Raw genomic sequence first — 20,219 nt, forward strand, 5'->3', positions numbered from 1 at the left:
GCTGCCATCCCACCGCCAACTAGCACCGCGAGAATAGCTTCTCAAACTCGGATATCGTCGCCAAGGTGCTTAATGCCTCCGTCGCGTGATTTGGATTGTCAGCAGCAAATTTAGTTACTGAAACCTTCAGCTCCTTTGCGCCATATGCCGTCTTTCGAGACTGCATGAATGCTTCGATCGCTTCCAATGCAACTAGTTGGGTCTCAAGATCCACCGCAGCCAACGTTCGTTTAAGAATACTCACAACAGCTGCATCATCTAGAGTATAAACCGCAGCGTAGATCAGAGTGCCTTTGTTTGTTGGGTGTACATCTTCCCCAAATATCTCAGCTTCAATTTGGTCAGAGCTGAATGAAGGTAGCTTTGTATACTTTATGGTCAATCGTATGTCCGCCTCTCGATTTCTTGTTGAAACTGGGTTGTTATCAAGCTTCAGCGACACGCCAGTAATTAAACAGTATCGGTGACAAAGTAGGGTCGTAAAATCGCCCACCCGCTAGCGGTGGAGGGTAACCGCCCGACGCGTCGTGCTTACTTCCAATCTTTTCTACCCCTTTCCAATCGGCACCACGTTCTCGGCCCCGTCGGACAGCTCTTCAAAATCAAAGTTGTCCAACCGTGCGGCACGTTTCCCGGCACGCTCGGCAGCCGTCGTAATCCCCTCGACATCGCGGCGCGCCTGATCGAAATGCAACTCCAGCTTGCTGGCGCGTTCGACCACAAGCTCCACGTCGCGGTGCAGGTTCTTCAGCATCTTGCGGATCTCGCCGGCCTGTTCACGCATCCGCGCGTCTTTCAGGATCGCGCGCATGGTGTTCAGGGTCGCCATGCAGGTGGTGGGCGACACGATCCAGACGCGCGCCTCGAACCCTTCGCGGACCAGTTCGGGGAAGTTGGCGTGCAGCTCTGCATAGACGGCTTCGGACGGCAGGAACATCAGCGCGCCATCGGCGGTTTCGCCTTCGATGATGTATTTTTCCGAGATTGCTTTGATATGCGCCTTCACCGCGACCTTCATCGCCTTGGCGGCTTCGTTCAGCTCGTATTGTGTCTCGGCTTTGCGCAGCGCCTCGTAGGCCTCCAGCGGGAACTTGGAGTCGATGACGATCGGGCCGGGAGGGTTCGGCAAGTGGATCAGACAGTCCGCCCGCTTGCCGTTCGAGAGTGTCTGTTGCAGGTCATAGCTGTCTTTCGGCAACGCCTTGGACACGATATCGGTCAGCTGGATTTCCCCGAACGCGCCGCGAGTTTGCTTGTTCGACAAGATGTCCTGAAGGCTTAGCACATCGCCCGACAGCCGCGTGATGTTGTCCTGCGCCTTGTCGATCACCGCCAGCCGTTCCTGCAACTGCGTCAGGCTTTGGGTGGTCTTCACCGTATTGCCCTGAAGGCTTTCCTTCATGCGCTCTTGCAGCTCAGACATCGCACGCGCCGACTTCATCGCGTTGTCGTGCAGACGGTCGTTCATCTGCTGCTGAACATGGGCCAAACGGCTTTCCATCGCTTGCAAGACCTGCGTTTGCCCGGTCGCTTGTGCATCCGACACGGTGCGCAGCCCGCCCGAAAGCTGATCCTGCCCTGCACCCAGCACCTGAACCGCCTGCCCAAGCCCGCCCATCTGGCGGGCCAAGTCTTCGGTCACTTGGGTCGAGCGGCCTGCGCGGCGCAGCACGGCCACCAGCAGGATGAACATCAACACCGCCAGCACGATGCCCCCGAGGGTCAACAGCACCAGCGGGTCAGAGAGATCATAAGTTGTGTCACCGATCTGGATCATGTGCGTCCAAACAGCCTTTCGATATCAGCGAGTTTCAGTTCTACATAAGTGGGGCGCCCGTGGTTGCATTGGCCGGCATGGGGCGTGGCCTCCATCTCGCGCAGAAGGGCATTCATTTCTTCGGGGCGCATCCAGCGGCCAGAGCGGATTGAACCATGGCAGGCGACGCGGGACAGCACGGCCTCGATCTTCGCTTGCACCATATTGCTATCGCCAAGGTCCGCCAGTTCATCCAGCACGTCCTTGATCATCGCTGTGGCGTTGATCTCGCCCAAGATCGCAGGGGTTTCGCGCACGGCGACGGCGTCGCCTCCGAAGGGTTCGATGACCAGACCCATCCCGGCCAGATCATCCGCGACCTCAAGCAGGCGTGCCACATCGCCTGCGGACAGTTCAACAATCTCGGGGATCAGCAACGCCTGACGGGCTACGCCGTTTTCCGCCATCTGACGTTTGAGTTTCTCATACACCAGACGTTCATGAGCCGCGTGTTGATCGACGATGACCATGCCATTTTCAGTCTGCGCGATGATATAGTTTTCATGCACCTGTGCACGGGCGGCCCCCAAGGGCAGTGCTTCTTTCGGGGCCTCCTGTTCTGGCTCGACCACCGGGTCGAACCGGGCCGAGGGCGCGGACATCTCGGCAAAACCGGACGCGTTTGGTGCGGGCATTTGCGCTTGATAAGACGACCGCATTGCCCCCACGCTGGGACGGTCCATCTGATAGACACGTGGTTCAGTCGGCTCGGGCCGCATCGCGCCCAAAGTCGCATCCGCCACGGTCGAGGACGCCCGGTGCCCGACATTCGCCAACGCATGGCGCAGGCCTGACACGATCAGACCGCGCGCAACACCGGGTTCGCGAAACCGGACCTCGGATTTCGCAGGGTGGACGTTCACGTCGACCAAATGTGGATCGCAGGACACGAAAAGCGCCGCAGCAGGGTGACGGTCACGCGACAGGAAATCGAAATAAGCCGCCCGCAACGCGCCGGTCAGCAGCTTGTCCTTCACCGGGCGGCCATTCACGAACAGGAATTGCGCCACTGCTGCGCCACGTGAATAGGTCGGAAGCGCGGCAAAACCGGTCAGGCGCAGCCCTTCCCGTTCCGCATCGATCGGAATAGCGTTTTCCGCAAAGTCCCGCCCAAGGATCGCCGCCAAACGCCCCGAGAGCGCATCGAACATATCCCCCGTCTCTGGGTCTGCACGGAAGGTCACACGACCCTCGCCACCACCAGATACATCGCGCAAGGTGAAGCCGATCTGTGGCTCGGCCATAGCCAGTCGCTTGATCACATCGCTGATCGCCTGCGCCTCGGCCCGATCCGTTCGTAGGAACTTCAGGCGCGCAGGCGTAGCGTAAAACAGATCGCGCAGCTCGACCACGGTGCCACCGGACAGGGCAGCGGGTTTCACCGGATCCATCTGCCCGCCTGCCACGCGGATCATCGCAGCATCATGCCCTTCCACACGGGACGTAATGGTTAGCCGACCGACCGCGCCCAATGATGGCAGCGCTTCGCCCCGAAACCCGAATGTGTGGATGTCCAAAAGATCCGAGCCGTCGATTTTCGACGTCGCATGACGCGACATTGCCAGCGCCAGATCATCGGGGGCAATGCCACAGCCATCATCCGTCACACGGATCAGTGTCTTGCCACCGTCAGCATAAGCGACCTCGATCCGTGTCGCGCCTGCATCAATGGCGTTCTCGACCAGCTCTTTCACGGCAGACGCCGGGCGTTCCACCACTTCACCGGCTGCAATCCGATTGATTGCGGCATCATCCAATTGGCGGATAACAGGACGCTTCACGGCAGAATCCGGGCTTATATGGGGGCTGTCTTCGGGCATGCCACAAGAACTAGCATAGACACGCCCGATTCGACCATTCCACAAAATGGCTTAATTCGACACGACACCTTCAGGCTGGCCGACCACGATGAAATGCAGCGCATCAGGGTCGTACAGCTCGGACGCGACGCGATTTGCGTGCTCTAAGGTCACGGCCATCACCTGATCATTCCGGGTTGCAATATAGTCGATCGGCAGACCTTCCAATTGCATTCCAACCATGATGTTCGCGATGTTTCCATTGCCATCAAACCGCAGCGGATAAGATCCGGTCAGATAGGTCTGCGCAGCGGTCAGTTCCTTTTGCGTGATGCCATCGCGGGCGATCTTGGCCCATTCGTCGCGCACCACTTCCATTGCTTCGCCAATCACTGCATTCTGGCTGGAAAACTGCCCAATCACGCTTTCGGCCCAATCTGCCGGAACCAGATACGAGCCTATCCCATAGGTCAGCCCGCGCTTGTTCCGCACCTCTTTCATCAGGCGCGATAGCGAGCTTGGACCGCCCATAATCGTGTTCACCAGATAGGCCGCAAAGAAATCCGGATCTTCGCGTTTGATTCCACTATGGCCAAAAATAGCAACCGATTGCGGCGTATCGAATGGGACAACGGTGGTCCCCCCCAGCAAGCCAAACTCTGCGTGATCCGGCAAGGCGGCACCTGTCTTTGGCAAGCCTTCGAACAGTTGATCCATCAACGCACCAAGCTGGTCTGCGGTGATATCCCCCACAGCGGCAACATAGATACCATCCAGCACCAATGTGTCATGATATGCAGCCACAATATCTTCGCGGGTCAACGCCGTAACACTGTCTACCGTCCCGCCATCATAGGTGCCATAGGGATGATCACCATAGGCCGCAGCATCAAACGCATCACCAGCAAGCGATTTTGGATCCGTGGCGCGGGACGACAGATGCGACAACACCTGTGTGCGCACACGCTCTAGCGCGGTATCTTCAAAACGAGGCGCCGTCAGGGCTTGGTGCAGAAGATCCACAGCCTGATCGCGGTTCTCGGACAAAAACTGAGCGGAAATACCAAGCGAATCTTCGCCCGCATCAAATCCAAACGACGCCGCCAGTGCCTCGCGTGCTTGGGCAAAGCCCTGCGCGTCCATGTCTCCGGCCCCTTCTTCCAAAAGGCCAACCATTAGATTTACAGCCCCGCGTTTGCCGGGGCGGTCCAGCACTGTTCCCCCACGAAAGCGGATTTCCAATGCGGTGAAGGGAAGGGCCGGTTCGTGGACCAACCATGCCACATGGCCGTTATCTGACGACACTTCTTCAATGCTAACATCAGCGCGGGCAGGCAAGGTCAGGGCAATCAGCCCTGCCAAAACAAGAGCAATCCGTTTCATTACATCTCTTCTCCGTCTTCGGGGACCAACCAGCCAGTCACCGCTTTGCGTTCGTCAAACAGCGCGCGGGCTGCTTCCATCACATCTTCAGCGGTTACCGCCTGAAGCGCATCCGGCCATGCCTGTACGTCTTCAACCGTCAGCCCAGACGTCAAAGCCGAGCCATAGCGCTCGGCGCGCGCGTACACATCGTCTTGGGCATAGACATCGTCGGCGCGGATCTGGAACTTCACACGCTCGAACTGTTCCGGGTCAATGCCGGCTTCAAGGAACTCAGAAATTTCGCGATCCAGCGCGGCTTCTGCGTCTTTCAACGCCACATCCGGCGCCGGCACGACAATCAATGTAAAGCTGGTGTCGTCAAGCGAGACCGAGCGATAACCCGCCCCTGCATAGACCGCGATCTGCTCGTCAAACTGCAACGCCCGTCCAAGAACTGAGGTTGCGCCATTGCCGCCCAGAATCTCGGCCAGATAGACCAGTGCAGCTGCTTCTGCTTGATCACCGCTGTCACGTTCGGGCGCTTGGTAGGTCCGCAACACATAAGGCTGTGACACGCGCGGGTCGGCAAAACGCAGGCGGCGCTCAGCCAGCTGAGGAGGTTCCTGAACCCGCTCTCGCGCGCCCAGATCAGGCGTTGGTGCCAACGGCCCGTAATATGTCTTGGCCAGCTCAAGCACCTCGTCAGGCTTCACATCGCCTGCGACCACCAGAATGGCATTGTTCGGGGCATAGAAACGTTCATAGAAGGCCAATGCATCTTCACGCGACAGGTTTTCCATCTCGTGGCGCCAGCCGATCACCGGAATGCCATAAGGGTGGTTCAGGAACGCCGCAGCGTTCATTTGTTCGCGAAACAACGCCCCCGGTTCGCTGTCGGTTCGTTGTGCGCGTTCTTCCAAGATCACGTCGCGTTCGGTTGCGATGTCATCCTCGGACAGGACCAGATTGCGCACGCGATCTGCTTCCATCTCCATCATCAAGCCCAAACGGTCGGCGGCCACACGCTGGAAGTATGCTGTATAATCCTGCGAGGTAAACGCATTGTCAGACCCGCCATTTTCAGCCACCACGCGGCTCAGCTCTCCGGCTTCGAAATTCTTGGTCTTTTTGAACAGCAAATGCTCCAGAAAATGCGCGATCCCCGAAACGCCCGGAGCTTCATCCGCGGCCCCGGCGCGATACCACAGCATATGGACGACAACGGGTGCGCGATGGTCTTCGACCACCACAACTTCCAGCCCGTTCTCTAGGGTAAAGCTGCTAACATCGCCTTTGGCCGTTGCAGGCGATCCGACGCCCAGCCCCAAGGCCAACACTCCTGCAAGAATGAAACGCATGTAATGCTCCTTCTGTATCGCGCTAAAACTACGCATACCGATGCGCGCTTCAAGCCTTGGCAACGCAGATGTGATCAAGGTTAAGCCCGCGTGCGTTGCAGAAACGAAAAAGGGCCCGCAGGCCCCGTTCCAAGATCGACTACTGATCGGTCACCACTTGCGGCGGAGCGGCGGGCGTCCACAGACCCAGACGACGCAGACGCGCAAGCTCACCATGCTGGTTCAATGCCACAGCATCGTAAGCGCGATAATAGACATTCACGTTGAACAAACGTTCAAGCAGGCGGCCCCGGTTATCCTTCCGCCACTCGGCATCCTGCGCAGCCAGCACCTCGCGGATATTTGCCGAAACACCATAGCGGCTGGCCGCGCTGACAAGCGCACCTTCGCCGCCGCGCAGCGTACCCTCGCGCAGATTGCCGCCCAGCGCAGCAACAGCATCAGCCTCGGGTGTCGGGTCGGCCAAATTTGCGCGTCCCGGTGTTGGTGTCGGCAGCTCGGCATAGCTTTTCGGTTCCTGTAAGGGCTTCGTCGGCAGAATCGCAAATTCATCCGGGCCACCCTGCGTGGCGCGCAGATTCATCAGCGAGTTGTCACGTTTAGCACACGCGCTCAGCCCCAGAAGAAGCACGCCAAAAGCCAGAAATTTTACAACGGATATACGCATTTCTCGACCATCCCCAAGGTAATCTATGGGTTTATTAGCTCATCTGCAAAGCCGCGTCACGGGGTCTTGTGAGACGAGGTGAAAAGAACCAGCCCAATGGCCCCAGCAAAGACGAAAACATCCGCGACATTAAAGGAAAACGGGTTCTGGATACCGCAGCATGACATGTTCAGGAAATCAACCACCGCGCCATAGATCACTCGGTCCACGACATTACCCAACGCTCCGCCAACCAAAAGCCCGGCCGAAATCTGCCCTAGTCGCCCAACCTGTTCCTTTCGGACCCACCACACCACCCAAACAGCAATAATCACGGCAACGGCGATCAAGATCCAACGGGTCACACTGGGATCCGCACCGCCAAACAAACCGAAATTGATGCCAGTGTTCCAGCCCATCTGATAAACCAGATAAGGCGGCCAGATCTGGAGCACGCCCACGCGATCCAGATCAAGCACGTAAAGCGCGTGATTTTTGGTTAGCTGATCCAGAAGGAATGCCACCAGTGCCGATATGCCAACCACGCGCATCATGGGCTTAGTGCCGGAAATGGCGCATGCCGGTGAAGACCATGGCAAGCCCGGCCTCGTTGGCTGCGTCGATTACTTCTTGGTCACGCATCGAACCGCCCGGCTGAATAACGCAGGTCCCGCCAGCAGCAGCGGCTTCCAGCAAACCATCAGGGAACGGGAAGAATGCGTCCGATGCCACAGCCGACCCTTTGGCAAGGCTTTCATCCAGCCCCAGCTCTGCGGCCATACGCTCGGCTTTGGAGGCGGCGACATTGGCACTGTCCAGACGGCTCATCTGGCCCGCACCCACGCCAACAGTGGCTTGGTCTTTCACATAAACGATGGCGTTCGACTTAACGTGTTTGGCGACTTTCCATGCGAACAGAAGGTCTTTCATCTGTTCGTCAGTCGGGGCTTTCTCGGTGACCACTTTCAGGTCATCCATGCCGACATAGCCCACGTCCTTGTCCTGAACCAGAACGCCGCCGGCCACTTGTTTATAGGCGGTCAGGGCAGCGCGGGTGTCCGGCAGACCGTCAGTCAGCAGCAGACGCAGGTTCTTCTTGGCGGCGAAGATTTCCTTGGCTTCTTCCGACGCACCGGGGGCAATCACGACCTCGGTGAAGATCTCGACGATCTTGGTGGCGGTGTCTGCGTCCAGGGGGTGGTTCAGCGCAACAATTCCACCGAAGGCCGATGTGCGGTCGCAGTCAAATGCCTTCTGATAGGCCTCGACCAGCGTTGCACCTTGGGCCACGCCACACGGGTTCGCGTGTTTGATGATGGCAACGGCGGGGCTGACGGCAGGGTCAAATTCGGCCACCAGTTCGAACGCGGCGTCGGTGTCGTTGATGTTGTTATAGGACAGTTCCTTGCCCTGAAGCTGAGTCGCGGTTGCGACGCCGGGGCGGTTCGACCCGTCAGTATAAAACGCCGCTTTCTGGTGGCTGTTTTCACCATAGCGCAGGGTCTGCTTCAACTCGCCCGCGAAGGCGCGGCGGCGCGGAGCTTCCAATTCAAGCGCGCCTGCAAGCCATGTCGAGACCGCCGCGTCATAGGCCGCAGTTCGGGCATAGGCGGTCTGGGCCAGCTTTTTACGGAATTTCGGGCAGGTCGCGCCATTATGCTGATCCATATCGCCCAGCAGCTTGTCATAGTCCTGCACGTCCACAACCACATTCACGAAAGCATGGTTCTTTGCTGCTGCTCGGATCATCGCCGGGCCACCAATGTCAATATTCTCGATGCAGGTGTCATAGTCGGCACCCTTGGCAACGGTTTCTTCAAACGGATAGAGGTTCACCACCAAAAGGTCGATCGCGCCGATGCCGTGCTCGTCCATTGAAGCGACGTGCGCATCATTGTCACGCAGCGCCAGAAGACCGCCATGCACCATCGGGTGCAGGGTCTTTACACGACCGTCCATCATCTCGGGGAAGCCGGTGACGTCGGCTACGTCTTTCACAGCAACACCCGCGTCGCGCAGCGCCTTGGCGGAACCACCGGTGGACAGGATCTCGACCCCGCGGGCCTCTAGCGCTTGTCCCAGCTCGATCAAGCCAGTCTTATCAGATACGGAAATCAGCGCACGGCGCACGGGATGAAGGTCGGTCATGATATGGGCCCCCCAAGGCCTGAAGTCGGTTAACGCGCAGCGCCCTGACCCATCATCGGGATACAAGGATACGTCAAAGCGCTTTCAGCAGCTCGTGCTGGTCGCCCATCTCAAGGTCACGCAAAACCGTTGGGGTGTCTTGCGCCTTGGCCAGCGTCCAGCGGATGCGTGTCGCATAGTCCATTGCGACGCCAGAGAGAACCACTTGTTTCGTTTTTCGGGGCTTTAAACGCGTCTTTTCCAAGTAAACGCTGCTTTCAAGCGCCAATTCGCCGCGGCCTTCGAAGCGAAAGACCCAGATCTCACCAGATCGCAGCGCCAGCGAGACCGCCGCACCACCCATATCAAGGGTCGCATCGATCTCGGGGTGCAGATGAAAACGCACCGTGAAAGGTACCCCTTGCAATGAGGTCCCGTCCAAAACCTTGTCGAACAGTTTTTGGTCCGCATCTTTGACAGCGGCCAACGTATCTTCGCCCGACAGTTCACGCCCCGATACGCTCAATTCAAGCTTGCGCATGTGGGTCAAGCCATGTGTCGCGACATAGCTATCATGAGCAGCAATAATACCGGTCGTCCCTGTACCTACCACGTGTTGCAAAGGAACATGTTCCGGGGTCTGTGTCAGGAAGGTGCGTTCAATCCCGTCCAGCACCTGCGGTTGGGTCAGGCGTGACGTTGAAACACCAGCAAGCCCCAGAGCCGAATGCGACGGGGTCGCCCGCCCAGCTTTGTGCCATTCCGGTCCAAATTGAATACCGGAACCGCAGTTCACGATCACAGGGCGACGGCCAGAAGTCAGCTCGAACGCCAGTGTCGACGCATGCCCATTCGCGGAAGCATTGCCGACCGGCGGGGCGGCACCATCAAGGATCACGGAGCTCCGCCCCGCCGACAGACGAGCATAGCCCATGGCCAGATCTTCGGCAGAGCCAATGCGCACGCCGGAATTTGCCAGCGCATGGTCCAAACGCCCCTCAAGCCCGCGCCCACCGCCATGAAACCGCGCCAGTGCACCATCCGCATGGCGCAAAGCGCGCAGGGTCGGCGCAATCCGACTGATCGCTTCGATATGCGCAGGTTCAGGATCACGGCCACTTTCACGCAAGGTGAGTGCCGCCCAGTTTAGCAGCGTGAACACCTCCAACAGCTCTTCCGGGTTGCGAGTCGGGATACCGCCCTGATTATCAATCTGGTCCAAGCATTCCTGCGACAGGGCCCGAATTGCCGTATCGACTTGCACCTCGACGCCTGTCAGGCTGAAGCCTGCATAGATCAAGCCAGTTAACGCTTCAAATCGCGGCAGTCCTGGCGTTGCCCCATCCCACCGATGAGCCAGAAATATCGTTTGCTGCCCCAAAGAGCGGAAAAACAGCGTGCTTTGCTCCGAGGACATACCCCGCATAAGAAAAAGCGCGTGGCTTATCCAGCGGATCAGGCGCCGTCCAGTCAGATCCGGCGTCCAGCCCTCTCCGCGCCCCTTTCCATAGGCATCTATCCAGCCGAAAACCCAGTCCTGCGCCCGCTTTCGCGCCTCCAGATCTCCCACACTGGCAAGATCATCCAGCCAAGCAAAGCCTTGTGTTTCTTCTATAAAGGCAGGGCTAGGCGGCGAGATGTCCCACAGCATGTGATCCGGGGCATCTACCAGATGGCCCGCAAACAGGAAGTTACCTGCCAAAAGTTGCTTGCCACGCGCGAAAGATCCAATGGTCCGCGGTTCCGGCTGCGAGAGGAAAGCCGCAGCAGGCCGCGCACGCGCAGCGCGTTTTGCATGCCATCGATTTAATAATCGGGTGCCAAACCCGGAAGAACCGATCTGTGGAGCCACAGTAACGCCTCGTCTCTTTCAATCCTGCCCGTGGTCAGTTCGACCCACCCCTCTTTCGGGGGACTCGACAAAACATATCAAGTCGACCAGCAGCTGTCATGACGAAATCGCGCGAACGCTGTTATTTCCGGCGCAGACAGGTGATAAAGAACCCATCCATCCCGCCCTGATCGGCCATGTAATGCGGGAACAGGCGCAGCCCTTCAGGGCCGATCCAGTCAGCCTCGACGCCCGGCAGGCGCAGCGCATCATGATCAACAGCCAGACCTTCGTGACGCGCCAACGCGTCGCGCACCTGCTCTTCGCCTTCATCGATCAACAGGCTGCATGTGCAATAGACCAGCCGCCCGCCGGGCTTCAAAAGCCCCAGCGCCCGGTCGATCATGTGTTCTTGCAGTTCGAACAGTCCGGGGAACTCGCCCCCATCTTTGGCATAGGGCAAATCCGGGTGACGGCGGATGGTGCCCGTCGCGGTACACGGCGCATCCAGCAAAATTGCATCGAACGGCCCGCCTTCAAACTCTAACGCATCACGTGTGACCAGCTCGGCCGAAAGTTTGGTGCGGGTCAGGTTTTCTTCCACACGCGTCATACGCCCTTCGGACACATCCAACGCCGTGACAGCCGCACCCGCAGCAGCAAGCTGCATCGTCTTTCCACCGGGGGCTGCGCACATATCCAAGATGGTTTCGCCTGCCTGCGCGGCAAGCACTTTTGCTGGCAAGGCAGCAGCGGCATCCTGAACCCACCAGTCGCCCTCGGCATAGCCCGGCAGATTGGTGATCTGCCCTGCATCTGACAAACGGACCGACCCCGTGGGCAACTGCGTACCCTTCACAGCCTTCGCCAAAGCGGCGACATCGCCCTTCGCCGTCAAGTCGACAGGAGCACCCGCAAACTGTGCTTCCTCCATCGCGGCGACGGCCTCTTTCCCATAGTCCGCCAGCAACGGCTTGCGTAGCCATTTGGGCAGGCGCGGAATGGGCAGCGTGTCCCACTTGTCTTTCTCGCGGTCGATCTTGCGCAGAACGGCATTTACCAAGCCCCGCGCATGTTCCGTCTCGGCTTGCGCTTTTGCAATCTCAACACAGGCGTTCACGACGCCATGCGCAGCGCCACCATTGCAAATCTCAGACACACCAAGACGCAAAACATTCAGCACGCGCGGGACAGGACGTTGGCGCAGAAACGGCCCAAGCATCCGATCGCAACGATCCATGTCGCGCAATGTCTGGATTACCAAACGTTGTGCACGGGCGCGATCCTCGGCGGGCAGTTTCGCAAGGCGCTTGGGCAATACTTCCGACAGCAACCGCTTCTCGATGGTCACATCGTCCAGAAGGTCCACCACAACATGCCGTACATCTTTCGGGTTGCTCATCTCACGTCCTTTGCGTTTCGCTGCTTTGCGCCCTATATCATCCCCAACACCGAAACAAGGAGCGCCGCATGTCAGACGATAGCCCTAAGGTCGACCAATCGAAAGATGCCGCACCCCAGCCCCCCAAGCGCGACCTGCCCCCTGCCGCAATCCGTGCGCTTGCAGAAGCCGAAGAACGCCGCAAAAAGGCCCAGGACGAAGCGAAATCGCTACCCACCGAACTCGGCGGTCGCGATGGCCCTGAACCCGTACGCTTTGGGGATTGGGAAAAGAAGGGCATCGCCATCGACTTTTGATCGATGCACACCCGCAGCCCGCTTTTTCTTGTCATAAATATCCTCGCCGAAGGCAAAGATCCGCCGCGCGACAGCGCGGCCACCCCCAAGCCCGTTGACCGTCAGGTCATAATGGCGCGGGAGCACTACTGGTTGAACACGCGGCTCGGATGCAGCTCGCCCGCTCGATACGTGCCGACCGCGACCGCCTTGCCCTCGTAAGATGCCCATGCCTCGTCGCCATATTCCACGTCCGAAGTCAGAACCAAGCCCGGATTGCCATGCTGCAGGCGTGTCGCACCTTCTGCGCTGGCTTTGAGTTCCGGCAAGTCCTGCAAGCCTTCTTCAAGCGGGCGTAAATAGGCGTCCAGCTCTCCGGTCTTGGCCAGCTCTTCGATCAGCTCGATACTCACACCATCTTCTGCGTCAAACGGCCCCGACCAAATCCGGCGCAAATTGCGCACGTGACCATAACAGCCCAGCGCCTCGCCCAAATCACGTGCGATCGAGCGGACGTACCCGCCTTTGCCGCAGGTCATTTCCAGCGTCACGTGATCTGCATCCGGACGGGACACCAATGCCAGCTCTTCGACCCACAAAGGACGGGCGGCAATCTCGATCTCCTCGCCATCGCGGGCCAGCTTATACGCACGTTCGCCACCAATCTTCACGGCGGAAAACTTCGGCGGCACCTGCATGATGTCGCCGGTGAATTGCGCCAGAGCGGCCTGAATATCTTCGTCTGCGGGGCGAGCAGCGCTTTCCAAAACCACCTCACCCTCGGCGTCATCGGTATTGGTCGCTTGCCCCAGACGCACGGTGAACTCGTACGCCTTCAGTGCGTCAGTGATATAGGGAACGGTCTTCGTCGCCTCGCCCAAAGCCACCGCCAATACACCGGTCGCTTCCGGGTCCAACGTGCCCGCATGGCCCGCCTTCTTGGCGTCCATCGCCCAGCGCACCTTGTTCACCACAGCGTTCGAGCTGATACCAGCGGGCTTGTCCACGACCAGCCAGCCGTGAATATCGCGCCCCTTCTTACGGCGTCCCATCAGTCGTCTCCGGCCTCGTCATCCGACTTGCGCAGATCGCGCTGCACGTCTTCCTGTTGCAACAGGCGATGCGTGTGATCCATCTGGTCAAACGTCTCATCCACCAGAAAGCGCAGTTCGGGGGTGTGCTTAATCTTGATCGCGCGGCCGACAATGCGGCGCAGCTCGCCCTTATTGCGCGCCAATGCCTTCACGGCTTCCTCGCCGCCCTTGCCACCCAAAGGCAGCGCATAGACAGTCGCAATCGACAGGTCTGCGGATAGACGCACTTCGCCGATGGTGATGGACATGCGCGACAGGTCTGGGTCGTGCACTTCACCACGCATCAGGGCTTCGGACAGGGTCCGGCGGATCAGTTCTGCCACGCGCAGCTGTCGCTGGTTGGGGCCACGTTGGTCTTCAAAACGGTTCTTTGCCATATCCGCCATGTATTCCTTGATGCGCCCGTACGCAACAGGGCTTTGCCAAGTGAGCATGCGCAGGTTAGACACCCCTAAACAAGATCGGAGACCAGACATGAGCGATTTGCCAGGCATTGTAGTGATGGGCGCATCAGGCCGTATGGGCCAAATGCTGATCAAAGAGGTGCTTGCCAATGACAAAGCACGCCTTGTGGGCGCACTGGAACGCTCGGGCAGTGATTGGGTCGGGCGCGATGTGGGCGAGTGCATGGGGGGTCAGCCCATTGGCATCACGGTGTCCGATGACGCGTTAGAAACCATGGCGAAGGCGCAGGCGGTGATCGACTTCACGGCCCCCGCGGCCACCGTGGATATGGCCGAGATCGCCGCACAGGCCCGCGCTGTGCATGTGATCGGCACCACAGGCCTGACCGACGAAGATCTGGAAAAGATTGCACTGGCCGGTCGCCACGCCACCATCGTGCGCGCCGGCAATATGAGCCTAGGCGTGAACCTTTTGACACAGCTGACCAAAAAAGTTGCCGCTGCGCTGGACGAGGATTTCGACATCGAGATCATCGAAGCCCATCACCACCACAAAGTCGACGCACCGTCAGGCACGGCATTAATGCTGGGCGAAGCCGCTGCTGAAGGGCGTGGTGTGGATCTGGTCGAAGTCTCGGATCGTGGACGCGATGGCATCACCGGTGCGCGCAGACGCGGCGACATTGGCTTTACCGCAGTGCGTGGAGGCGACATCGTGGGCGAGCATGACGTGATGTTTGCCGCCCCCGGCGAGCGTATCGTGCTGCGCCATCTGGCCACAGATCGCGCTATTTTTGCCCGTGGCGCCGTGAAGGCAGCCCTTTGGGGGCAAGACAAAAAACCCGGCGAATACAGCATGTTGGATGTGTTGGGACTGTAATATCGCAGACATGCGCTCCCGCCCAGCGCCAGCCCTGACGGGCTGCGCTGGTTGGGGGTGGCCCGTGCCTGCGGCACGGGCGGTCGCTTAGACCAGAACTTCGGCCACAACTGGGCCGATCTTGGGGGATGCACCGATGCGATAGGCATCCTCGAGCTGCGATTTGGCCGTATCAGCATCTGATGTGTTTGCCGCGTGGATCACTGCTATCGGGTCGCCTTTCTCTAACTTTGCGCCCAATGGGGCAAGCCGGGTCAATCCAACCGCCGGGTCAATTTGGTCTGACGCACGACGGCGTCCGCCACCAAGTTCGACCACCGCCAGACCGACCACGCGGGCGTCAATTGCGCTGACGTATCCAGCGTCATTGGCATGCAGCTCGGTGATCACGGGGGCTTGCGCCAGATAGCGTTCCGGATGTTCAACCACATCGGCAGGACCGCCCAGCGCGGCAACCATCTTGCCGAACACCTCGGCGGCGTGGCCGCTGACCAGCACCTTCGTCACGCGCGATCTTGCCGTCTGCGCATGAGCCTCGATCCCTGACGCGACAAGCATCTGGGCACATAGGGCGATCACGACCTCTTCCAAGCGCGACGTGCGACGCGCTCCAGTCAGGAACTCAATCGCATTCAGGGTCTCGACCGCATTTCCTGCCGCATCAGCAAGCGGTTCATTCATATCCGTCAAAAGCGCGTGACACGGCAGACCTGCCAGCGTCGCGACACGTTGCAGGGATGCTGCCAGTTCGCGCGCATCCTCGAACTTGGACATGAAAGCGCCGCTGCCAAATTTCACATCCATCACCAGCGATCCCAGCCCAGCAGCCAGCTTTTTCGACAGGATCGAGGCTGTGATCAGCGGGATGCTTTCGACCGTCGCGGTCACATCGCGAATCGCATAAAGCCGTTTATCGGCTGGGGCCAGATCCCCTGTTTGGCCGATGATGGCACAACCAACTTCGCGCACGACCTTGTCAAACAGCGCGTTGTCAGGTTGCGAGACATAGCCCGGAATCGCATCCATTTTGTCCAGCGTCCCCCCCGTATGCCCCAAACCACGGCCTGAGATCATCGGCACATACGCACCGCACGCGGCCAGAATGGGGGCAAGCATCAGGCTGACATTGTCGCCGACGCCTCCGGTTGAATGTTTATCCACCACTGGCCCCGGCAAATCCGACCATTGGAACACATCGCCGCTGTCGCGCATTGCCAATGTCAAAGCGGCGGTTTCGTCCGGCGACAGGCCCTTAAGCCACGCCGCCATGGCGAATGCCGCCACTTGTGCATCACTGGCCCCGCCATCAGCAATGCCCGCGACCATCGCCGCGATGTCGTCATGCGTCAGGGTTTGGCCATCTCGTTTTTTGCGGATGACTTCGGAAATCAACATAGTCTGCTCCGTTTTTTCTTCAGTCTCCGACCAATCCCGAAGGAACGCAAGGGGTTGCCAAGGGTCAGGTCACGCCCCAAAAAAGCAACCATGATTACACGCGACTTCCAGAAGGGCGATGCCCAATCCACCGCCGTATATTCGGATTGCGAGAAATACCGCTATACGCTGACACGTGTGTGGGAGCCTGAGGGGCGCAAAGCGCTGTTCATCATGTTGAACCCATCGACGGCCACCGAAGTGCAAAACGACCCGACCGTCGAGCGGTGCGAAAGGCGCGCACGTACGCTTGGTTTTGGCGCGTTTCGAGTGACTAATATCTTCGCGTGGCGCGACACAGACCCGCGCAAAATGCGGGCCGCCAGCGATCCGGTCGGCCCCGCAAATGATGCAGCTATTCTGGATAGTTGCCCATGGGCCGATCAGATTATCTGTGGCTGGGGCACCCATGGCGCACATTTGTCACGTGGTGCTGAGGTCGAGGCACTTCTACGGCAGTCCAACCAACCCACCTTTCACTTGGGCCTGACCAAGGATGGGCATCCGAAACACCCACTCTATATCGCTTACGCACAGCAGCCGGAGCGCTGGTTCTAAGCGTCAGGACTACGCAAAAATATCAGGGCGAACCTCGACATAAACGTCATGTACGGTCGCGTCGGGGGCACCCTTCAGGATTGCAACGACCTGCCCGCCAATCGTAACGATACCATCCTCGCCACTCTCCGAAGGCTCAACGACACAATCGAGATCCTTGTGATTGGCATCCTCGGCTAAAGAGATACGCAGGAAATCCTCGCCGGATTTGAAATCTGTGACCTGAGCCACCTGTTCAGCTTCCGACCCATCGGGGTAAAGCCAGAAGACATCGTTACCCTCGCCGCCTGTCGCAACATCTGAGGCGCCAAAGATCAGCGTATCATCTCCCTTCCCGCCATCCAGGACATCTGAGGCATGGTCATTATGCCAGTCATAGTCGTGGCGTTCCGCGCCACTTGCTTCCATCGCATGGCCGAAATGGTCAATTATGTCATTGCCGTCGCCGCCCAGAAGCCAGTCTTCACCCAACCCGCCTTTCAGGATATCGTCGCCGTCGCCACCATCCAGATAGTCATCATCCGAAGCGTCGTGATCCCCCGGCCTTCCGCCGGGATGCGCATTGTTCGCGCGATCGCCATCCTCATGGCGACCGCCAAACAGCTGATCGTCGCCATCACCGCCGATCAGAACGTCATCCCCGGCGCCACCATCAAGATAGCCGTCGGCACTCTCCGATCCATCCAGCCGATCATCCCCCTGCCCGCCAAACGCGGCCAGCGCGCCATCACCGGCAACTATTGTGTCATCGCCGTCATTGCCAAACAGATACGCAGCCTCATCCCCGGCATGGATCGTATCATCGCCCGCACCGGCGTCATAAACATCGACTGCGCCGTCACCGCTTACCACAGCCGTGCCGTTGACGGTCGAGATCTCGCCCGGATCACCGCTGCCCCCCGATCCTCGGATCACCATTTCATCATCGCCATCAGTCAGAACGTGTTCTTTGGTGACCGGCACAAAATGATCCAAATTCTCGCGCCCGTAATGCGAGTCGGTTTCGCTGCCCAGAAGCTGATCCAGCAATGTTTGACTTTTGTCTGGGCTATCATCATCCCCAGAGCCGTCATTCGGCTTTAGGACTGTGTCAGGATCAGGCGTGGTCGGTGCAGTTCCAGCACCGCCATCCAAATCGCCAGAATTCCCGCCGTTGCCTTGGTTGTCATCCAGCAAATCATTGGTGAAGCTGTCTGCAACGAAAGCCACTGGTATAAGACTTAATAATAGTAACCCAAAAAGCATTCGGTACGCCGCCTGTCTTAGTCTGGTAACACATCATCAGACCTGATTGTGCCCATCACCACTTGCGAATGTATGAAACACCGAGCATTCTTCGCCTGAAATCTGCGAATAAGTTTAATCAAACCAAAAGTTAACAAAGCGTTAACAACCCAACCGCGCCAGACAACTAGAGATCAAGTGATGCCAAATTCTGACATTGAAACGCCTGAGAAAGAGGCGCCTCTGAGCAAAGAACAGCTTTCGACTGAGCTGCGCGCCCTTCGGGCCGAGGTCGCGCGCATGAACAACCACCGCTTTATCCGGCTGCATGACAGCCTGTTCAAGCTGGGCCTGTTTCAATTGTATCGCGGACTGGCATTCGGGTTGGGATCCGTGCTGGGTGCCACCATTTTGGTCTCGTGGGTCATCTATATGCTGGGATCGATCGATTTCATCCCAGTTTTGGGCGACTGGGCCACGCAGATCATTGACGAAATCAAGGTCGCACCACCCGCGCAATGATTTCCTTTGCCTTTAGCGTGGAATCCGACTAGACACCCGCATCCGCTATAAATGGCGGGTATCTCCATGGGCCTTGCTGGACGACATCCCGGCCTGCGCCATCCACTCTAACCTATGAAGGAGACCCCGATGTCGATTACTGCAGAAGAAAAGAACCGCCTGATCAAGGAATTCGGCACCAAAGAAGGCGACACCGGTTCGCCCGAAGTTCAGGTTGCCATCCTGTCGTCGCGCATCGCGACCCTGACCGAGCACTTCAAAACGCACAAGAAAGACAACCACGGTCGCCGTGGTCTTCTGAAGATGGTTGCCCAGCGCCGCAAGCTGCTGGACTATACCCGCGCCAAAGACGAAGCACGCTATCAGGACCTGATCAAGCGTCTGGGTCTGCGTCGCTAAGACCAGAACCACTTGGATAGAAACGCCCGTCTTGCAAAAGGCGGGCGTTTTTTTTCACGGTACCGTCAGTTTACCGCTTTACAGGAGAGTGCCGTGCAAACAGTTGATATCGTGAAATGGGCCGCTACCGTAATCCAGCTGATTGGCTATGGCATGACTGGTCTAAACATGACCCCTTGGAACGTGTATGCCTTTTTCGTAGGCATTTTCCTTTGGTTCGCAGTTGGTGTGATGTGGAAGGACAAGGCAATCATGGTAGTTCATGTGGGTGCCTTTATTTCGCTGTTTGTGGGGTACTTGAACGCTGCATAAGCGCCAAGCCATTACCTTTTGCGATCCAACTTCTTGATCAACAGCGCCACGCGCTTCGCGATCATCGCACTCCCTTTAAAAGACGGATGAATCATATCAATGCCATGATACGACCGATCCCCATGGGGCACCAGATCCTTGTTCGACATGAAGTAGACGCCCTTCATTTGCTGGGCCATATGCTGAAGCCGCGCCTCATAGGCATCACCGTCGTCGCGGCAGTTCTCAATCGGCGATCCCACACCAGGTGATCGCAGATAGCCAATTACAATAACCTTCGCCCCTGTCGCGCGGATCCGATTGATCAGATCCGGCACCGGCCCGTACCGGCCATTGATCGAAATCATCAGGTTAATCTTGCGGTTGCAGCGGTTACAACCACATCCGAACCACAGGTCGTTGCCGCCACCATTCAGGACGACCCAATCCCAATCTCCGTCGCGAAACTGGCGACTGATCTTCATCCCCATACTTCCCGAAATCGGCAGGTTATAGATGATGCGTGCCCCGCCAATCGCGCGGTTCACCACAGGCTCGTGCAAATAGCGGCCTAACATATGCCCGATCGAACGGCCCGTCATCTTATGCCATGCCATCAAACTGTCCCCGATCACCAAGATCCGGGCGTCGCGCTCTCCGGCCATCGCCGCATGAGATCCGGCAAACAAGGTTAGGATGAGGGCTAGTGTTCTAATCATTTGCACACCTTTGGAGTGGCCCACCACACATGAGCGAAGAAGTTATCTAAAATGTGAGACAGCAGTCGCCGCCGA

General features: G+C 58.4%; 21 protein-coding genes. 6 read left to right on the forward strand and 15 right to left on the reverse strand.

The window, feature by feature from the left end; all coding sequences use genetic code 11:
* Positions 1 to 19: 19 nt before the first annotated feature.
* From FIL88_RS11735 to FIL88_RS11780, 10 genes are all read right to left on the reverse strand, one after another.
* Complete coding sequence (locus tag FIL88_RS11735; protein ID WP_185960926.1) at positions 20 to 442, reverse strand: hypothetical protein; 423 nt, start codon at positions 440 to 442, stop codon at positions 20 to 22.
* A 105-nt stretch (positions 443 to 547) separates the two neighbouring features.
* The gene (locus tag FIL88_RS11740) at positions 548 to 1,777 is read right to left on the reverse strand and encodes a DNA recombination protein RmuC (RefSeq protein WP_142854070.1); all 1,230 of its coding nucleotides are present in this window, start codon (positions 1,775 to 1,777) and stop codon (positions 548 to 550) included.
* Positions 1,774 to 3,636, reverse strand: a complete 1,863-nt coding sequence (mutL, locus tag FIL88_RS11745) for a DNA mismatch repair endonuclease MutL (protein WP_142854071.1) — start codon at positions 3,634 to 3,636, stop codon at positions 1,774 to 1,776. Before mutL ends, FIL88_RS11740 begins: the two co-directional genes overlap by 4 nt.
* Before the next feature lie 51 nt (positions 3,637 to 3,687).
* Positions 3,688 to 4,998 carry a M16 family metallopeptidase gene (locus tag FIL88_RS11750; protein WP_142854072.1) on the reverse strand — a complete coding sequence of 437 codons (1,311 nt, stop codon included), beginning with the start codon at positions 4,996 to 4,998 and terminating at the stop codon, positions 3,688 to 3,690.
* Entirely contained in the window at positions 4,998 to 6,338 is a 1,341-nt protein-coding gene (locus FIL88_RS11755; RefSeq protein WP_142854073.1) for a M16 family metallopeptidase, read from the reverse strand. Before FIL88_RS11755 ends, FIL88_RS11750 begins: the two co-directional genes overlap by 1 nt.
* A 139-nt stretch (positions 6,339 to 6,477) precedes the next feature.
* Positions 6,478 to 7,005 carry a DUF3035 domain-containing protein gene (locus FIL88_RS11760; RefSeq protein WP_142854074.1) on the reverse strand — a complete coding sequence of 176 codons (528 nt, stop codon included), beginning with the start codon at positions 7,003 to 7,005 and terminating at the stop codon, positions 6,478 to 6,480.
* A gap of 56 nt (positions 7,006 to 7,061) precedes the next feature.
* Positions 7,062 to 7,538: a signal peptidase II gene (locus tag FIL88_RS11765; RefSeq protein WP_322788897.1), complete on the reverse strand. Its 477-nt coding sequence runs from the start codon at positions 7,536 to 7,538 to the stop codon at positions 7,062 to 7,064.
* A gap of 4 nt (positions 7,539 to 7,542) precedes the next feature.
* Positions 7,543 to 9,132, reverse strand: coding sequence for a bifunctional phosphoribosylaminoimidazolecarboxamide formyltransferase/IMP cyclohydrolase (purH, locus tag FIL88_RS11770; protein ID WP_142854075.1), 1,590 nt, complete (start codon positions 9,130 to 9,132; stop codon positions 7,543 to 7,545).
* Between the two features lie 73 nt (positions 9,133 to 9,205).
* On the reverse strand, positions 9,206 to 10,963 hold the full coding sequence (locus FIL88_RS11775; RefSeq protein ID WP_142854076.1) for a heparinase II/III family protein: 1,758 nt from the start codon (positions 10,961 to 10,963) through the stop codon (positions 9,206 to 9,208).
* Between the two features lie 121 nt (positions 10,964 to 11,084).
* A complete protein-coding gene (locus FIL88_RS11780) occupies positions 11,085 to 12,344 on the reverse strand; it encodes an RsmB/NOP family class I SAM-dependent RNA methyltransferase (protein WP_142854077.1) in 1,260 nt (419 codons plus the stop codon).
* Positions 12,345 to 12,412: 68 nt separating this feature from the next.
* Here FIL88_RS11780 and FIL88_RS11785 point away from each other — a divergent pair, with 68 nt between their 5' ends.
* Positions 12,413 to 12,640 carry a DUF1674 domain-containing protein gene (locus FIL88_RS11785; RefSeq protein ID WP_142854078.1) on the forward strand — a complete coding sequence of 76 codons (228 nt, stop codon included), beginning with the start codon at positions 12,413 to 12,415 and terminating at the stop codon, positions 12,638 to 12,640.
* 125 nt (positions 12,641 to 12,765) lie between these two features.
* Here FIL88_RS11785 and truB read toward each other — a convergent pair whose 3' ends face one another.
* Together truB and rbfA are read right to left on the reverse strand one after the other, a co-directional pair.
* A complete protein-coding gene (truB, locus tag FIL88_RS11790) occupies positions 12,766 to 13,671 on the reverse strand; it encodes a tRNA pseudouridine(55) synthase TruB (protein ID WP_142854079.1) in 906 nt (301 codons plus the stop codon).
* On the reverse strand, positions 13,671 to 14,090 hold the full coding sequence (gene rbfA / locus FIL88_RS11795; protein WP_142854186.1) for a 30S ribosome-binding factor RbfA: 420 nt from the start codon (positions 14,088 to 14,090) through the stop codon (positions 13,671 to 13,673). Before rbfA ends, truB begins: the two co-directional genes overlap by 1 nt.
* Before the next feature lie 97 nt (positions 14,091 to 14,187).
* Between rbfA and dapB the strand changes: the two genes are divergently transcribed.
* Positions 14,188 to 14,997, forward strand: coding sequence for a 4-hydroxy-tetrahydrodipicolinate reductase (gene dapB, locus FIL88_RS11800; protein WP_142854080.1), 810 nt, complete (start codon positions 14,188 to 14,190; stop codon positions 14,995 to 14,997).
* 87 nt (positions 14,998 to 15,084) lie between these two features.
* Here the strand turns inward: dapB and deoA are convergent, their stop codons facing one another.
* Complete coding sequence (gene deoA / locus FIL88_RS11805) at positions 15,085 to 16,392, reverse strand: thymidine phosphorylase (RefSeq protein ID WP_142854081.1); 1,308 nt, start codon at positions 16,390 to 16,392, stop codon at positions 15,085 to 15,087.
* Between the two features lie 90 nt (positions 16,393 to 16,482).
* On the opposite strand from deoA, the gene FIL88_RS11810 reads away from it, so the two are divergent.
* Complete coding sequence (locus FIL88_RS11810; RefSeq protein ID WP_142854082.1) at positions 16,483 to 16,989, forward strand: DUF1643 domain-containing protein; 507 nt, start codon at positions 16,483 to 16,485, stop codon at positions 16,987 to 16,989.
* A 9-nt stretch (positions 16,990 to 16,998) separates the two neighbouring features.
* Here the strand turns inward: FIL88_RS11810 and FIL88_RS17050 are convergent, their stop codons facing one another.
* Positions 16,999 to 18,198, reverse strand: coding sequence for a calcium-binding protein (locus FIL88_RS17050; protein WP_142854083.1), 1,200 nt, complete (start codon positions 18,196 to 18,198; stop codon positions 16,999 to 17,001).
* A 216-nt stretch (positions 18,199 to 18,414) separates the two neighbouring features.
* Here FIL88_RS17050 and FIL88_RS11820 point away from each other — a divergent pair, with 216 nt between their 5' ends.
* The 3 genes from FIL88_RS11820 to FIL88_RS11830 all read left to right on the forward strand — a co-directional run bounded on the left by FIL88_RS11820 (position 18,415) and on the right by FIL88_RS11830 (position 19,446).
* Positions 18,415 to 18,735 (forward strand): DUF5665 domain-containing protein, encoded by a 321-nt coding sequence (locus tag FIL88_RS11820; RefSeq protein ID WP_221931148.1) that lies wholly within the window; start codon positions 18,415 to 18,417, stop codon positions 18,733 to 18,735.
* Positions 18,736 to 18,864: 129 nt separating this feature from the next.
* The gene (rpsO, locus tag FIL88_RS11825) at positions 18,865 to 19,134 is read left to right on the forward strand and encodes a 30S ribosomal protein S15 (RefSeq protein ID WP_133485011.1); all 270 of its coding nucleotides are present in this window, start codon (positions 18,865 to 18,867) and stop codon (positions 19,132 to 19,134) included.
* A gap of 93 nt (positions 19,135 to 19,227) precedes the next feature.
* Positions 19,228 to 19,446 carry a DUF6552 family protein gene (locus FIL88_RS11830; RefSeq protein ID WP_142854084.1) on the forward strand — a complete coding sequence of 73 codons (219 nt, stop codon included), beginning with the start codon at positions 19,228 to 19,230 and terminating at the stop codon, positions 19,444 to 19,446.
* An 11-nt stretch (positions 19,447 to 19,457) separates the two neighbouring features.
* On the opposite strand, the gene FIL88_RS11835 is transcribed toward FIL88_RS11830, so the two are convergent.
* Positions 19,458 to 20,144, reverse strand: a complete 687-nt coding sequence (locus FIL88_RS11835) for an SGNH/GDSL hydrolase family protein (protein WP_142854085.1) — start codon at positions 20,142 to 20,144, stop codon at positions 19,458 to 19,460.
* Positions 20,145 to 20,219: the final 75 nt, after the last annotated feature.

The organism is Aliiroseovarius halocynthiae, from assembly GCF_007004645.1.
Lineage (GTDB): Bacteria > Pseudomonadota > Alphaproteobacteria > Rhodobacterales > Rhodobacteraceae > Aliiroseovarius > Aliiroseovarius halocynthiae.

What these genes read in the sequence shown, in the direction of transcription:
- dapB (WP_142854080.1), top strand. Translation starts at nt 14,188, where the DNA reads ATGAGCGATTTGCCAGGCATTGTAGTGATGGGCGCATCAGGCCGTATG.
- purH (WP_142854075.1), bottom strand. Translation starts at nt 9,132, where the DNA reads ATGACCGACCTTCATCCCGTGCGCCGTGCGCTGATTTCCGTATCTGAT.
- FIL88_RS11755 (WP_142854073.1), bottom strand. Translation starts at nt 6,338, where the DNA reads ATGCGTTTCATTCTTGCAGGAGTGTTGGCCTTGGGGCTGGGCGTCGGA.
- FIL88_RS11785 (WP_142854078.1), top strand. Translation starts at nt 12,413, where the DNA reads ATGTCAGACGATAGCCCTAAGGTCGACCAATCGAAAGATGCCGCACCC.
- truB (WP_142854079.1), bottom strand. Translation starts at nt 13,671, where the DNA reads ATGGGACGCCGTAAGAAGGGGCGCGATATTCACGGCTGGCTGGTCGTG.
- FIL88_RS11740 (WP_142854070.1), bottom strand. Translation starts at nt 1,777, where the DNA reads ATGATCCAGATCGGTGACACAACTTATGATCTCTCTGACCCGCTGGTG.
- rbfA (WP_142854186.1), bottom strand. Translation starts at nt 14,090, where the DNA reads ATGGCAAAGAACCGTTTTGAAGACCAACGTGGCCCCAACCAGCGACAG.
- FIL88_RS11835 (WP_142854085.1), bottom strand. Translation starts at nt 20,144, where the DNA reads ATGATTAGAACACTAGCCCTCATCCTAACCTTGTTTGCCGGATCTCAT.
- rpsO (WP_133485011.1), top strand. Translation starts at nt 18,865, where the DNA reads ATGTCGATTACTGCAGAAGAAAAGAACCGCCTGATCAAGGAATTCGGC.
- FIL88_RS11810 (WP_142854082.1), top strand. Translation starts at nt 16,483, where the DNA reads ATGATTACACGCGACTTCCAGAAGGGCGATGCCCAATCCACCGCCGTA.
- FIL88_RS11780 (WP_142854077.1), bottom strand. Translation starts at nt 12,344, where the DNA reads ATGAGCAACCCGAAAGATGTACGGCATGTTGTGGTGGACCTTCTGGAC.
- deoA (WP_142854081.1), bottom strand. Translation starts at nt 16,392, where the DNA reads ATGTTGATTTCCGAAGTCATCCGCAAAAAACGAGATGGCCAAACCCTG.
- FIL88_RS11820 (WP_221931148.1), top strand. Translation starts at nt 18,415, where the DNA reads ATGCCAAATTCTGACATTGAAACGCCTGAGAAAGAGGCGCCTCTGAGC.
- FIL88_RS11760 (WP_142854074.1), bottom strand. Translation starts at nt 7,005, where the DNA reads ATGCGTATATCCGTTGTAAAATTTCTGGCTTTTGGCGTGCTTCTTCTG.
- FIL88_RS11750 (WP_142854072.1), bottom strand. Translation starts at nt 4,998, where the DNA reads ATGAAACGGATTGCTCTTGTTTTGGCAGGGCTGATTGCCCTGACCTTG.
- FIL88_RS11765 (WP_322788897.1), bottom strand. Translation starts at nt 7,538, where the DNA reads ATGATGCGCGTGGTTGGCATATCGGCACTGGTGGCATTCCTTCTGGAT.
- mutL (WP_142854071.1), bottom strand. Translation starts at nt 3,636, where the DNA reads ATGCCCGAAGACAGCCCCCATATAAGCCCGGATTCTGCCGTGAAGCGT.